The sequence below is a fragment of the Aeromonas sp. 1805 genome (assembly GCF_013085525.1).
In the GTDB taxonomy this organism is placed as follows: domain Bacteria; phylum Pseudomonadota; class Gammaproteobacteria; order Enterobacterales; family Aeromonadaceae; genus Aeromonas; species Aeromonas hydrophila.
Window position 1 is genome coordinate 1246574 of the sequence record NZ_CP038515.1, and the last position, 14112, is coordinate 1260685.

Consider the following 14112-nt stretch of genomic DNA (forward strand, 5'->3'; position numbering starts at 1 on the left):
CCCCCCTTTTCGGACTCATGCCGCAGGAGTAGAGTATCCGGCTCCGACGCTTGAGGAAGTACTCATGAACAACCAATTTGCCGTCATCGGCCTGGGACTGTTTGGCAGCGCCCTGTGTGAAGAGCTGCAACGGCAGGATGCCGAGGTGCTGGCGATAGACATCGACGAGAGCAAGACCCGTCAGATAGCCACCCTCTGCAACCACGTGATCGTCGCCGATGCCACCGACGAGGCCACGGTGGCCGAGCTGGGGCTGGCCGACTTCGACATCGTCTTCGTTGCCATCGGTGACAACCTCGAGACCAGCATCCTCACCACCCTCGTCCTCAAGGAAGCCGGCGTGAAGAAGGTGTGGGTCAAGGCGCGCGACAAGTTCCACGCCAAGATCCTGCAGAAGGTGGGGGCCGACAAGGTGATCAACCCGGAGTGGGACATGGGCCGCCGGGTCGCCCAGAGCATGCTGGACAACCGGCTGTTCGACTATCTGGAACTGGGCCACGACATGGTGCTGACCGAGTTCGTCATTGGTTTGCCGCAAAATGGCCGCACCCTCGCCGACCTCCATTTGCTGCAACAGACCGAACTGCAACTGCTGGCCATCAAGCGCGGCCAGGTGCTGCACAACGTGCTGACCGGCAAGATGGAGCTGCAACTGGGTGACATCCTGATCCTGGCGGGCAACAAGCACGCCATCGACCACTGGCTGGAAACCCTATGACCCGCTGGCGTAGCAACTACGCCTTCGCCCTGCACCGGGACGACGAGTCGCGCTGGAGCGAAGCCAAGCTGATCCTCGGCAGCTTCCTGATCATCCTGCTGGTCGGCACCCTGTTTCTGGTGCAGCCCTCCAGCCACAACGGCGAAGTGAGCTTCATCAACGCCCTGTTCACCGCCACCTCGGCCATCAGCGTGACCGGGCTCGGGGTGGTGGATACCGGCACCGCCTTCACCCTGCAGGGGCAGATCTTTTTGCTGATGCTGATGGAGATTGGCGGCCTCGGCCAGATGACCATGACCCTGCTGCTGATCGCCATGTTCAGCAAACGGGTCGGCTTGCGTCAGCAGGTGCTGGCCAAGGAGGCACTGGGTCAGGAGGGGTCGGTCAACATCATTCAGCTGGTGAAGCGCATCGTGCTGTTCGCCTTCATCGCCCAGCTCATCGGCACTGGCCTGATGGCCATCCGCTGGGTGCCTGAGCTCGGCTGGGAGCGCGGCCTCTACGTCAGCTTCTTCCACGCGGTCTCGGCCTTCAACAACGCCGGCTTCTCGCTGTTCGCCAACAATCTCATCGACTATAGAGACGACCCCATCATCAGCCTGACCATAGCCGCGCTGATCATTCTGGGTGGGATCGGCTTCACCGTCATCGTCGACCTGGTGCGCAACCGCCGCTGGCGCAAGCTCAAGCTGCACAGCAAGCTGATGCTGATCATGACCCCGGGCCTGCTGCTGCTGGGCACCCTGATGTTCTGGTTGCTGGAGCACAACAACCCGGGCACCCTCGGCAAGGCCTCCTTCGGCGGTCAGTGGCTGGCGGCCTTCTTCCAGTCCACCAGCGCCCGTACCGCCGGCTTCAACTCCATCGACATCGGCCAGATGGTGCCCGCCTCCCTGCTGTTCATGATGATGCTGATGTTTGTCGGGGCCGGCGCCACCTCCACCGGTGGCGGCATCAAGGTGACCACCTTCGCGGTAGTGCTGTTGGCGACCAAGGCGTTTCTGACCAAGCGCCCCCACGTCACCGCCTTCGGCCGCACCCTATCACCCCAGATAGTGACCCGATCGCTCGCCATCATCATCGTCAGCACCATGGTGCTGATGCTGGCCATGTTCCTGCTGATGCTCACCGAGCAGCAATCCTTCGACAAGATCATGTTCGAGACCATCTCGGCGTTTGCCACCGTGGGGCTCTCCACCGGCATCACCGCCGGTCTGAGTGAACCGGGCAAGCTGATCCTGGTGCTGGTGATGATCTGCGGCCGTCTCGGTCCTCTGACCCTGGCCTTCATGCTGGCCCGCCCGAGCGAGACCCGCATCAAGTATCCGGAAGAAGCCGTCTACACCGGCTGATGACACCGGGGCCCGCTGTGGCCCCGGTCATTCACGCTGTCGCGTCTTGAGCCAGCGTCCCGGGCTCATGCCGAACTCCCGTTCAAACGCCCGCCCAAAGGCGGTTCCGCCGCTGTACCCCGCCCCCAGCGCCACCTGAGTGATGGACTCCCCTGCCAGCAACTGCTGACTGGCCAGCATCATGCGCCAGCGCGTCAGATAGCCCAGGGGCGCCTGCCCGGTCAGCGCCTGGAAATGGGCGGCGAAGCGGGCGCGCGACATGCCCGCCTCCCGTGCCAGCGTCTCGACCGTCCAGGGCTCGTCTCCCCGCTGATGCATGGCCGTGACGGCCCGCGCCAGACGCGGATCGGAGAGCGCAGCCAGCATCCCCTGCCGGCAGTGCCCCTGCTCCACCAGATGGCGCAGCAGCAGGATCAGCAGCACCTCCAGCAGACGGGAGAGGATCGGTGGCTGGCCGTAGCGGTCGGCGAAGGCCTCCTCGAACAGCAGGGTCAGCACCGGCTCCATGGCCGGGATCGTCTGCAGCGGCAGTACCAGGGTATCCGGCAGCGCCAGCTGCAATGGTGAGTCACCGGTCGGTCCGAACGACACGCTGGCGCACACCAGATCGCAGCCCGCCAGCTGACGCGGCTCGAGCCTGTGTCCCCGCCCACGGGGAAACAGGATCAGGGTCGGTTCGGTCAGCAGCAGGGGCTCGCCCCCCTCCTCGCGTAGCAGCAGTTCGCCACGGCGCAGCAAGTGCAAGTGGCCACCAGCCGGATAGTCATGGCTGTGGGAGTGCTGGCACAGGTTGCCGGCAAAGAAGAGATTGGCCCGGGGCGCGGCATGGGCCAGCAGTATCGAGAGTGGATCCATGTTTGAGACGATAAGTCGCCAATAGTGGACTATGGGTGACAAACCGTACCATTAAAACCGGCATAGTGTCTCCCGTACCCAACCCAAACAGGAGCACACCATGAGTCGCATTCACCCCGTGAGCCAGCCCAAACCGGCTGCCGCCCCCACCTTCGCCGCCCTCAAAAGCAGCCTTGGCAAGGTTCCCAACCTCTACGCCACCCTGGCCCATTCACCCGCGGTGCTCAACGGCCTGCTCGGTTTTGCCGATGTGCTGGGCAAAGGGCGGCTCAGTGCCCGCCAGCGAGAGCTGCTGGCACTGGCCATCGGCCAGGCCAACGCCTGCCAATACTGCCTGTCGGCCCACACCCTGCTGGCTGGCCGGGCCGGTTTCGATGACGACGCCATCCGGGCTGCCCGTCTGGCCCAGGCGGCAGATCCACTCGACCACGCCCTACTGCAGCTGGCGGTCGCCCTGGTTACCCAGCGCGGAGTCATCAGCGATCAACAGCTGGCCGCAGCCCGTGCCGCAGGCGTGGATGATGAGCTGGTAGTGGAGGTACTGGGGCAGGTGGTCATCAATACCCTGACCAACTACGGCAATCATCTGGCGGCAACCGACATCGACTTCCCGCCCGTCACTCTCACCCCCTGACAAAGGAGCATGAATGGAACGCCATGACCGAGGTTTTCTGATCGCCCTCGCCGGGGTGGTACTGACCCTGCTCTGGATCGGCGTGTTCAAGTTCACGCCGACCGAGGCGGCGGCCATCCGGCCGCTGGTGGCAAGCCACCCGCTGATGAGCTGGCTCTATGCCGTGCTCTCGGAGCAAGCCGTCTCCAATCTGATCGGACTGGTCGAGATCCTGATCGCCGGCGGTCTGATTGCCGGCCTGTGGCGACCACGTCTGGGCTACTGGAGCGGCCTGGGGGCCATCCTGACCTTCCTCGTGACCCTCAGCTTTCTGCTGACCCTGCCGGGCGTCTGGAAGCTGGTCGACGGAGTGCCGGTCACCGAGTTCTTCATCTTCAAGGATCTGGTACTGCTTGGCGTTGCCTGGCACTACCTCAATTTGAGTCGCGCCAGACTGGCCGACGCCTGACGACAATGCCTTTTTGCGCCCCGACAGGGGCGCTTTTTTTATCAGGCAGCCTTGGCCGGCTGCTTGCTCCCCCGCTTGGCTGTCCCGCTCGTGCCACCAGCCGCCGTGCTGCGCTTGCGCTTGGTGAAGCGGCGCTTGTCGGCTCCGGGCGCTGCCTTGGGCAGGGCGCTGAAGCTGGCCCCCGAATCCTGTCTGGCGCCGTCGATCAGGCCGTTCAACTGCTCGGTCAGCGGCCCCATGAATTGCTGATAGCTCGTCTGCCGCTCGGCAATCCGGCCGAGATGCTGTTCCCACAGCGCCGTCATGTCAGGGGTGGTCGCCGTGGCAGGCAGCGCCTGAATGAGAGCCCGCCCGGTCGGGGTCGCCTTGATGCTCTTGCCCTGGCGCACCAGAAAGCGGCGCTTGAACAGCAGATCGATGATGCCCGCCCGGGTCGCCTCGGTGCCGAGGCCGTCGGTCTCGCGCAGGGTCTTGCGGATCTCGGGATCCTGCACATAGCGGGCGATGCCGGTCATGGCGGCCAGCAAGGTGGCATCAGTGAACGACTTGGGCGGCTGGGTCATCTTCTCTTGCAGCTCCCCCCGCTCGCACAGCAGCTGCTCGCCCTTGCGCAGGGCCGGCAGGCTCCCAGCCTCCTCCTCATCATCTTCCTCCACCCCGAGCAGCGCCTTCCAGCCCGCCTTGAGGATCCGCCGCGCCTTGGCCTGAAACAGCCCGCCGGCGATGCGCAGCAGCACCTTGCTGTCGTTGTACTCGAACGGCGGGTAGAACTGCAGCAGGTACTGACGGGCAATCAGGCCGTAAAGCTTCGCCTCGTCAGCCCCCAGCGTGGCCGGGTTGCCCTGCTTTTCGGTGGGGATGATGGCGTGGTGAGCGTCCACCTTGCTGTCGTTCCACGCCTTGCTGCGGATCTTGCCGTCCGCCTCGCTCACCGCCTTGGCCAGCGCCGGCGCCGTGCTGGCGATGGCCTCCCGCACCTGGCCGGCCCGGTTGAAGTGATCGCTCGGCAGATGACGGCTGTCGGATCGCGGGTAGGTAATGAGCTTGTGGCGCTCGTAGAGCCCCTGGCAGACGTCCAGCACCCGCTTGGCGTCCATGCCGAACCGCTTGGCGGCATCGATCTGCAGACTGGAGAGGTTGTAAGGCAGCGGCGCCGCCTGCTTGCGGGCCTGCTCCTCCACCTCTTCCACCAGTGCGGGCTGACCCTGGATCCGCTCCACCACCTTGGCGGCCAGCGCCCGGTTGAGCACTCGCCCCTCTTCGTCCTGCCAGGGCAGACAGGCCTCGGAGGGCAACCACTTGGCGCTGAAACGCTCGTTGCCTTCGGTCTGTAGATGGGCCAGCACCTCGAAGAAGGGCTTGGGCACGAAGGCTTCTATCTCGAGATCCCGCCGTACCACCAGCCCCAGCAGCGGCGTCTGCACCCGGCCGACCGACAGCAGCTCGCTGCAACCCCCTTTGCGGCCAAGCAGGGTATAGGCGCGGGTCATGTTGATGCCGTAGAGCCAGTCGGCCCGGCTGCGGGCCAGCGCCGACACCGCCAGCGGCACGAACTCCTTGTTGTCTCTGAGCTTGTCGAGGGCACGGCGCACCGCCGGCGGGTTGAGATCGCTGATGAGACAGCGCAGCACCGGCCTGGTTTTGCCATAGCCGAGGAAATCGATCACCTCGTCCACCAGCAGCTGCCCCTCCCGGTCCGGGTCACCGGCGTTGACCACGCAGTCGGCTTGTTTGATCAGCCGCTTGATGACGGTGAGCTGGGTCTTGGTCTTCGGCTTGGCTACCAGCTGCCACTGAGCCGGGACGATAGGCAGCGACTCCATGCGCCACTGCTTGTAGGCGGCGTCATAGGCATCGGGCTCGGCCTGCTCCAGCAAATGGCCGATGCACCAGGTCACCACATCTCCCTGCGCGGTTTCGATAAAACCGTCCCCCTTCTTGTGGGGCTTGGGCAGCACGTCGGCAATGGCACGTCCCAGACTGGGCTTCTCGGCGATGAAGAGTCGCATGGCAAACACCTGAATACTGTATATGTGAACAGTATATAACGGGCCCCGGGCAAAGCCCAAGCCCTCCCCGGGCGCGAGGCGACAGGCCTTTGCCGAGGCAGGAGCGATTGAGAGGGGGTGGCGGGCGGGTGCACAGCACCGCTAGGTCGTGGATGGCAGGCCCAAGCTGACCATGCTTCAAACGAGGACAAAAAAGACAGCAAAATCGCAGGAAATTAAATTAAATTCAATTAAATGATAAATTACAAAATAATAAATGCATTTAAAATAATAATGCAAAATATAAATCATGATAGAGGTCAATCAACTACCTCTCCATGGATACTACTATATTGGTAATATTTGATCGTAGGAAAACGCCGTCATGCTTGGAAAATTGTTGAGAAAAACCTGGTTCTGGCTACTGCTGCTCGGAGCCCTCTTGGGTGTTGCAGCGCTGGGGGTCACGGTGACCGTCATGCACAAGACCAGCTCCACCGAGTTCTGCGTCTCCTGTCACTCCATGCAGACCCCGCTGGCCGAGTATCAGGGCAGCGTCCACTTTCAGAACGTGAAGGGCATCCGCGCCGAGTGCGCCGACTGCCACATTCCGGGTGATCCCACCTCCTATCTGTGGACCAAGATCCGCGCCGTGAAGGACATCTATCACGAGGCGATCGGCACCCTCGACACCCCTGAGAAATACGAGGCCCACAAGCTGCGCATGGCACAGTCGGTGTGGGACGAGCTGAAGGCCAACGACTCCGCCACCTGCCGCAGCTGTCACAGCTACGCGGCCATGGACATCCTGGCCCAGCGCCCCAATGCCCGTGCCGAGCACCCGGTCGCCATCAAGGAGGGCCAGACCTGCATCGACTGTCACCGCGGCGTCGCCCACATCATGCCCGACATGAGCGGCCTGGCCGCCGCCGGGGCCAGCGAGCTGGCGCAAGCCGCTGCCCAGACCCCGGCCAGCGTCACCACCCGTTACGCCATTGCCACCACCCCGCTCTATCTGGATGCCGGCGCCAAGACCGACGAAGGCACCCTGATGCCCTCCACCAAGGTGGAAGTGCTGGCCAACGACAACGGCCGCGCCCAGGTGCGCATCGACGGCTGGCAGCAGGACGGGGTGAGCGAGGTGTTCTACGCCGCTCCCGGCAAGCGCATCCTGAGCACCCTGCTCGGCGACAAGGCCAAGGGGCAGCTCACCACCGGCAAGAGCGAAACCGACAGCGCCACCAACCTCACCTGGCATCAGGTCAGCCTGACCGCCTGGGTGGATCAGAGCCAGCTCATCGGCGATCAGGGCAAGCTGTGGCAGTACGCCTCCACCCTGATGTCCAACAACTGTACCGGCTGCCACGGCCTAACCGCACTGGATCACTTCAACGCCAACCAGTGGATCGGCGTCATCAAGGGGATGGAATCACGCACCTCCCTGACCCCGGAACAGGCACGCATGTTGACCCAATACGTCCAGAAACATGCCAGTGACATGAACGCGGCGCACTAAGGCTGGCACAGAGGAAATCGTCATGACTTTTTTTACCGATAAGCAAACCAATCTCTCCCGCCGCAGCCTGCTCAAGGGGCTGGGCGCCTGCGCCGCCCTGCCGCTGCTGGCCGGCGTCTTCCCGAAGAGCGCGCTGGCCCAGGCCATCAGCACGGCGCTTGAACAGTTCCCGACCCTGGTGCCCGCCCAGAAAGGCATCCTGACCGGCGCCCACTGGGGGGCTTTCGAAGCCATCGTCGAAGATGGTCGCATGGTACGGGTCCAGCCGGTGGCCGATGATCCGGCCCCCAACGATCTGATCGACATGGCGCCGTTCCAGGTCCACGCCAAGAACCGCATCAAGTACCCCATGGTGCGCAAGAGCTGGCTGGAACAGGGCCCGGGGGCCAAGCCCGAGCTGCGTGGCGCCGACGAGTGGGTGCGAGTGAGCTGGGAGAAGGCCATCGCTCTGGTGGCCGGCGAGATAGGCCGGGTGCAGCGCGACTTCGGCCCGCAGGCGATCCACGCCGGTTCCTACGGCTGGAAGAGCGTCGGCATGTTCCACAACAGCCGTACCCTGCTGCACCGCCTGATGAACCTGGCGGGCGGCTTCACCGGCTATGCCGGCGACTACTCCGCCGGCGCCGCCCAGGTGATCATGTCCCACGTGATGGGTTCCATCGAGGTGTATGAGCAGCAGACCGCCTGGCCCAACGTCATCGAGCACGCCGAACTGGTGGTGCTGTGGGGGGTCAACGCCCAGGTCACCCTGAAAAACAGCTGGAACATGCCGGATCACGAAGGTCAGGCCGGTTTCAAGGCGCTCAAGGAGAAGGGCACCCGCATCATCAGCATCGACCCGGTCTACAACGAAACCGCCAAGCTGGCCGGGGCCGAGTGGATTGCGCCGAACGCCTACACCGACGTGGCCATGATGCTGGGGGTGGCACACACCCTCTACAGCGAGCAGAAGCACGATCAGGCCTTCCTCGACCGCTACACCACCGGCTTCGATAAGTTCCTCGCCTATCTGCTCGGCCAGGAAGACGGCCAGCCGAAGAGCGCCGAGTGGGCGAGCACCATCTGTGGCGTCGATGCCAAGGTGATCCGCCAGCTGGCCCTCGATATGGCGTCCAAGCGCACCATGATCATGGCGGGCTGGGGCATGCAGCGGCAGCAGCACGGTGAGCAGCCCAACTGGATGCTGGTCACCCTGGCCGCCATGCTGGGCCAGATCGGCCTGCCGGGTGGCGGTTACGGCTTCAGCTACCACTACTCTTCCGGTGGCAGCCCCACCGCCAAGGGCGGCATCCTGGCAGGCATCTCCGCCGGCAATGCGCCGAAGAACGGACCGGCGCCGATCCCGGTGGCCCGCATCGCCGACTGCCTGGCCAACCCCGGCAAGACCATCGACTTCAACGGCCGCAAGGTGACCTACCCGGACATCAAGCTGGTCTACGTGGCGGGCGGCAACCCCTTCCACCAGCATCAGGACACCAACAACCTGGTCAAGGCCTGGCGCAAGCCGCAGACCGTGATCGTGCACGAGCCCTACTGGACCGCCACCGCCAAGCACGCCGACATCGTCCTGCCGGCCACCACCAGCTACGAGCGCAACGATCTGGAGATGGGCGGCGACTACTCCCAGCGCTACGTCTTCCCGATGCACCAGTGCGTGCCGCCCCAGTTCGAGGCGCGCAACGACTTCGACATCTTCCGCGACGTGGCCGCCAAGCTGGGCCTGCAGGAGCAGTACACCGAAGGCAAGGACGAGATGCTGTGGCTCAAGCAGATGTACGACGGCATGGCCGCCCAGGCCCGCGGTGCCCGGGTGGCACTGCCGCCATTCAACATGTTCTGGGAGTCCAACAACTACATCCGCTTCCCGGTGCCCGAGGCGAACCGCCAGTGGATCCGTCACGCCGATTTCCGTGAGAACCCGCTGCTCAACCCGCTCGGTACCCCGTCCGGCAAGATCGAGATCTTCTCCAGCACGGTGGCCGGCATGGGCTATGCCGACTGCGCCGGCCATCCCAAGTGGTATGAGCCCAAGGAGTGGATCAAGAGCAAAGAGGCGACCCGCTATCCGCTGTCGCTCAACACCTCCCACCCGACCCAGCGACTGCACTCCCAGCTCGACAACACCCCGCTGCGGGACAAGTTCGCCATCGCCGATCGCGAGGCGATCCTGATCCACCCGGACGACGCCAAGGCACGCGGCATCCAGGATGGCGATCTGGTGCGGGCCTTCAACGACCGCGGCCAGATCCTAGTGGGGGCCCTGCTCTCGACCGACATCCGCCCGGGGGTGGTGCGGGTGTGCGAAGGGGCCTGGTTCGATCCGGCCAAACCGGGCGAGGCGGGGAGCCTGTGCAAGAACGGCAACGTCAACTGCCTCACCTTCGACGAGGGCACTTCCAGCCTGGCGCAGGGCAACTGCGGTCACATGGCCCAGCTGCAGATCGAGAAGTACCAGGGCCCAGCGCCGGTCAACACCGCCCACGCGGTGCCGGCCAACGCCTGAGCAGAGGACTGAGCAACAAAAACGGCGCCATCAAGGCGCCGTTTTCTTATCTCGGTTTGGGGTGTGACTCAGAAGTCACCCTCAACCATCTACTCTTCCGGACACTCCACCCGCCTTGCGGCCAGAGCGCGGACAAGGGCTCAGAATCAGAAGTCACCCTCAACCATATACTCTTCCGCACACTCCACCAGCTGGGGCCAGAGTTCTTCCGGCACCCAGGCATCCGGGTCATCTTCATCCCCGTCGTACTGGCTCCAGAAGTAGCGGCGCAGGCCGGAGGCGAAGTCATCGCTCAGCTCGGCCAGCTCGGAGAGCGGCCCCAGCCAGGCGATGCGGCGCAGGCCGGAGGCGAGATCGTTGATGGCGTCCATCAGGCCGCGATCGTCGAAGCTCTGCTCCACCAGCAGGGTGAAGCGCTCGCGCGCCCGCTCGGTCTGATCCTCATCCAGCTCGCCCACGTCGGCCAGCAGGTCGACGAAATCTTCCAGCAGGAAGGCAATCAGGCTGTCGCGATCCTCAAACCACTGGATCTGGGCCCCCTTGGTGCCCAGCACGGAGGCATCGAACGAATCGTCGAGGTGACACAGTGCCCATGGATCATCGGTCATGGTTCTCTTCCTCAGGCTAAAACAGGTGCCATATCTTATGCCTAGCTCTCTACTCTTGCCACCTTGGGCAACGAGAGAGAAGCCGCCAGCCCGCCCAGTTCGGCGCGCCCCATGATCAGGCTGCCGCGGTAGGCTTCCGCCAGATCGGAGACGATGTTGAGACCCAGGCCCGAACCCGGCACCTTCTCGTCGAGGCGCACCCCGCGCAGCACCGCCTTGGCAATCTGATCCTCGCTCATGCCGGGACCGTCATCCTCGATGCGCAGGGTGATCCAGCCCCCCAGCTCGGCGCTAGAGATGCGCAGCCGGCCGGCCGACCACTTGAAGGCGTTCTCCAGCAGGTTGCCCACCATCTCGTCGAAGTCCTGCTCCTCCACCCCGACCGCCAGGGTGGCCGGCACCTGCAGGTCCACTTCCCGGCCCGGATAGAGGCGGGAGAAGGCGCGGCAGATGTACTCCACCCGCGCCCGCACCGGGGTCGACACCCCGAGGATCTTGGCGGCGCCGGTCACCCGCGCCTTGCCGAGGTGGTAGTCGATGTGGCGCTGGATCTGATCGAGCTGCTCGCCGAGGGCGGCCTGATCCTCCGGCGGCAGCTGGGCCACCTGATTGCGCATGATGCTGAGCGGCGTCTTGAGGGCGTGGGCCAGGTTTCCGGTATGGGAGCGGGCCCGCTGCAGCAGCTCACCGTAGTGGTGCAGCAGCCGGTTGATGTCCTCCACCAGCGGCTGGATCTCCAGCGGATAGCGCAGCCGGAACCCCTCCTGATGGCCCTGATGGACACGGCTCAGCTCGCGGCGCAACAGGTGCAGCGGCCGCAGGCCGTAGACGATCTGGAACATGAAGCCGAGCACCAGTCCGGTCGCGGCAAAGCCGAGGCCGAGGAACAAGCTGATGCGGGTCTTCTTCAGGGTCTGGGTCAGGGCGCTGCTGTCCTTGGCCATCACCAGGGTGAACACCCGATCTGAACCGGGCAGCAGCACGGTGCGGGTCATGATCAGCAGCGGCTCCTTGTTGGGCCCCTTGCCGACGAAGAGATCCGGATCGCCGAAGGCCGATTTCAGGCCGTGCACGTCGAGGTGCACATCCCACAGGGAGCGGGAGCGGCTGACCACGCTCTCCCCCAGCTCCAGCTGCCAGTAGTAACCGGAGTAGGGCTGGCGAAAGCGGGGGTCGGCCATGGGTTCGGTGACCACCGGCAGGCCATCCGGCTGGATCTCGAGGCGGGAGAGCAGATCGTAGAGCTGGAGGCGCAGGCCGTCGGCCTCCGCCTCCTGCCAGTAGTTGCGCATCATGGTCTGCAGGCTGAAGCCGGTGGCGAACAGGAACAGGCCGCACCAGACCATGGCGATGACCACCAGCCGCCCCCGCAGGGTACGCACCAGCCTCATTCAGCCGCTCCGACCAAAGAGGGCATCAAGAGCCGGCTCATTCGTTGATCCGGTAGCCGAGGCCGCGCACCGTCTCGATGAGATCGGAGTGGGTCTTCTTGCGGATCCGGCCGATGAATACCTCCACCGTGTTGGAGTCGCGGTCGAAATCCTGGGCGTAAATGTGGTCGATCAGCTCGCTGCGCGATACCACCTTGCCCTTGTGCTGCATCAGATAGCCGAGCACCCGGAACTCGTGGGCGGTCAGCTTGATGGGGGTGCCTTCGTACCACACCTGGGACGCCGCCATGTCGAGCCGCACCCCGCCGATCTCCAGGATCGAGCTGGCGTTGCCCGCCGCCCGCCGCACCAGGGCATGGACCCGGGCTACCAGCTCGGCCACCTGGAACGGCTTGGTGAGGTAGTCGTCGGCCCCGGCGTTGAGCCCTTCGATCTTCTCGTGCAGCTGGCCACGGGCGGTCAGCACCAGTACCGGGGTGTCGATCCCCTTGCTGCGCCACTCCTTCAGCACGCTCAGGCCGTCGCGGCCCGGCAGACCGAGATCCAGAATGATGGCGTCGTAGGGTTCGGTCTCGCCGAGAAAGCCGGCCTCGTTGCCGTCGTGGCAGAGGTCGGTCACGAAACCGGACAGGCGCAGCTGTTCCGCCAACTGGCCCGCCAGGGTCTTCTCATCTTCAACTATCAGAATTCGCATAAATGGGTATCCAAAGCAGGGTTGTGCCGGTACCGGCGGCGGTTGGGGAACGAACCGGATGGCGGCGCGTTCGCGGACTCACTCCATCACTCCTCTTCCGGGGGCGGACGCGGTTCGAACAGCCGCTCCAGATGATGGCCCTTGAGCCACACCATCTCCAGGTTGTCGGCCCGATAGCCCACCTTGATGACGCTGTTCTCGCTGTCGATCAGCTTGAGTTCGTACAGCCAGATGCCGTCCTCCTCCCCCAGATCGACCCGCAGCACCCGTACCGGCAGGCGGGAAGCCACCTCCATCACCTCATGAAAGGGGCGCACCCGTCCCTCGCTGACCGCCTGCTGCAGCAAGGCCTCGTTCGGCGTGGCCGCCTGTGCCAGTGCCGGCAGCAGCAACCCAAGCAGAGACAGGGCTCTATTCATGGATGATTCATCTCCCAAAACCTAACATAATGCTGTTTATAGTCTGCCAGCCATGAATCCGGAATGAATATGATCCGACGCAGTTTCCTGCTGATCCTTTGCCTCTTCTCCACCCTCGGCTGGGCGGCCGAGAGCCGTCTCGACATGGCCGGGCTGGTCAAACTGCTGGTGGCCCAAGGGTATCACGACATTCGGGAAGTGGAGCTGGAAGGGGACAAATTCGAGGTGGAAACCCTGGATGCCCAGGGGCAGCGGGTACGACTCCTGGTCGACGCCCATACGGGTGACATCAAAAAAGAGGCCGACTAGGCCTCTTTTTTATGGCGGGTGGTCGGGGCGGCGCACTGCCGGCCTCATGCCTCCCTCAGTTTCTGCGGCCGAAGCCGGCGCCAGGGGTGCAGCAGCTTGTCGCGGCGCGGCACCAGCAGAGCGCAGGCCAGCAGCAGGTAGATGAGCGGCTCCTGCCAGCCGCTCTTGAGCGACCACCAGTAGTGCACCGGCACCAGCAGGGCCACCGCGTAGATCCAGTTGTGCAGCTTCTGCCAGGCCGGCCCCATGCGCCGCAGCAGGGCCGGGATCGAGGTGAGGCTGAGCGCCAGCAGCAACAACAGCGCCACCATCCCCACCACTATGTAGCTGCGCTTGACCAGCTCGCCGCCAATCAGCCCCCAGTCAAACTGCAGATCCAGCCCCAGCCAGACCATGAAATGCAGACCGGCCCACGCGGCGCACCAGAGCCCGAGCGGGCGGCGCAGCTTGATGAGCTGCCCCTGCCGCCAGCGTTTGGCCAGCGGCGACACCAGCAGGGTGAGCAGCAGCAGGTTGAGCGCCCCCTTGCCGAGGTAGTGGGTCAGCCCCTGCACCGGATCCCCTCCCAGCAGGCCGCCGGGCACGGCCACCAGCAGCCAGAGCAGAAACCCCAGCGAGGCGAGGTGTACCAGCGCTCGCAGCAGGGTGATGTGACGCGCCGTCAGTCGCAGAGTCAT

14 protein-coding genes are annotated in these 14112 nt (G+C 64.4%); 7 read left to right on the forward strand and 7 right to left on the reverse strand.

Going from position 1 to position 14112, the window contains the following annotated elements:
- Positions 1-64 precede the first annotated feature (64 nt).
- A complete protein-coding gene (locus E5E96_RS05965; RefSeq protein WP_011707709.1) occupies positions 65-718 on the forward strand; it encodes a TrkA family potassium uptake protein in 654 nt (217 codons plus the stop codon).
- Positions 715-2070, forward strand: a complete 1356-nt coding sequence (locus E5E96_RS05970) for a TrkH family potassium uptake protein (protein ID WP_024945202.1) — start codon at positions 715-717, stop codon at positions 2068-2070. The genes E5E96_RS05965 and E5E96_RS05970 overlap by 4 nt, the downstream gene beginning before the upstream one ends.
- Positions 2071-2097: 27 nt before the next feature.
- Here E5E96_RS05970 and E5E96_RS05975 read toward each other — a convergent pair whose 3' ends face one another.
- Positions 2098-2925, reverse strand: a complete 828-nt coding sequence (locus tag E5E96_RS05975) for an AraC family transcriptional regulator (RefSeq protein WP_171281729.1) — start codon at positions 2923-2925, stop codon at positions 2098-2100.
- A gap of 100 nt (positions 2926-3025) precedes the next feature.
- On the opposite strand from E5E96_RS05975, the gene E5E96_RS05980 reads away from it, so the two are divergent.
- Entirely contained in the window at positions 3026-3559 is a 534-nt protein-coding gene (locus E5E96_RS05980; protein WP_171281730.1) for a carboxymuconolactone decarboxylase family protein, read from the forward strand.
- Positions 3560-3572: 13 nt separating this feature from the next.
- On the forward strand, positions 3573-4007 hold the full coding sequence (locus E5E96_RS05985; protein WP_171281731.1) for a DUF417 family protein: 435 nt from the start codon (positions 3573-3575) through the stop codon (positions 4005-4007).
- Positions 4008-4048: 41 nt separating this feature from the next.
- Here E5E96_RS05985 and E5E96_RS05990 read toward each other — a convergent pair whose 3' ends face one another.
- Positions 4049-6016 (reverse strand): DNA topoisomerase III, encoded by a 1968-nt coding sequence (locus E5E96_RS05990; protein ID WP_171281732.1) that lies wholly within the window; start codon positions 6014-6016, stop codon positions 4049-4051.
- A gap of 364 nt (positions 6017-6380) precedes the next feature.
- Between E5E96_RS05990 and E5E96_RS05995 the strand changes: the two genes are divergently transcribed.
- Together E5E96_RS05995 and torA are read left to right on the forward strand one after the other, a co-directional pair.
- Positions 6381-7511, forward strand: a complete 1131-nt coding sequence (locus tag E5E96_RS05995) for a NapC/NirT family cytochrome c (protein ID WP_171281733.1) — start codon at positions 6381-6383, stop codon at positions 7509-7511.
- Positions 7512-7533: 22 nt separating this feature from the next.
- Positions 7534-10014 carry a trimethylamine-N-oxide reductase TorA gene (gene torA / locus E5E96_RS06000; RefSeq protein WP_171281734.1) on the forward strand — a complete coding sequence of 827 codons (2481 nt, stop codon included), beginning with the start codon at positions 7534-7536 and terminating at the stop codon, positions 10012-10014.
- Between the two features lie 146 nt (positions 10015-10160).
- Here torA and E5E96_RS06005 read toward each other — a convergent pair whose 3' ends face one another.
- The 4 genes from E5E96_RS06005 to E5E96_RS06020 form a co-directional block, all read right to left on the reverse strand.
- Entirely contained in the window at positions 10161-10622 is a 462-nt protein-coding gene (locus tag E5E96_RS06005) for a hypothetical protein (protein WP_010635837.1), read from the reverse strand.
- Between the two features lie 41 nt (positions 10623-10663).
- The gene (locus E5E96_RS06010; RefSeq protein WP_005306363.1) at positions 10664-12013 is read right to left on the reverse strand and encodes a sensor histidine kinase; all 1350 of its coding nucleotides are present in this window, start codon (positions 12011-12013) and stop codon (positions 10664-10666) included.
- Positions 12014-12050: 37 nt separating this feature from the next.
- A complete protein-coding gene (locus E5E96_RS06015) occupies positions 12051-12707 on the reverse strand; it encodes a response regulator transcription factor (protein WP_171281735.1) in 657 nt (218 codons plus the stop codon).
- Positions 12708-12793: 86 nt separating this feature from the next.
- Complete coding sequence (locus E5E96_RS06020; RefSeq protein WP_011707718.1) at positions 12794-13126, reverse strand: PepSY domain-containing protein; 333 nt, start codon at positions 13124-13126, stop codon at positions 12794-12796.
- Positions 13127-13189: 63 nt separating this feature from the next.
- Here E5E96_RS06020 and E5E96_RS06025 point away from each other — a divergent pair, with 63 nt between their 5' ends.
- A complete protein-coding gene (locus E5E96_RS06025) occupies positions 13190-13435 on the forward strand; it encodes a PepSY domain-containing protein (RefSeq protein ID WP_010635834.1) in 246 nt (81 codons plus the stop codon).
- Between the two features lie 44 nt (positions 13436-13479).
- Here the strand turns inward: E5E96_RS06025 and msrQ are convergent, their stop codons facing one another.
- Positions 13480-14112: a protein-methionine-sulfoxide reductase heme-binding subunit MsrQ gene (msrQ, locus tag E5E96_RS06030; protein WP_171281736.1), complete on the reverse strand. Its 633-nt coding sequence runs from the start codon at positions 14110-14112 to the stop codon at positions 13480-13482.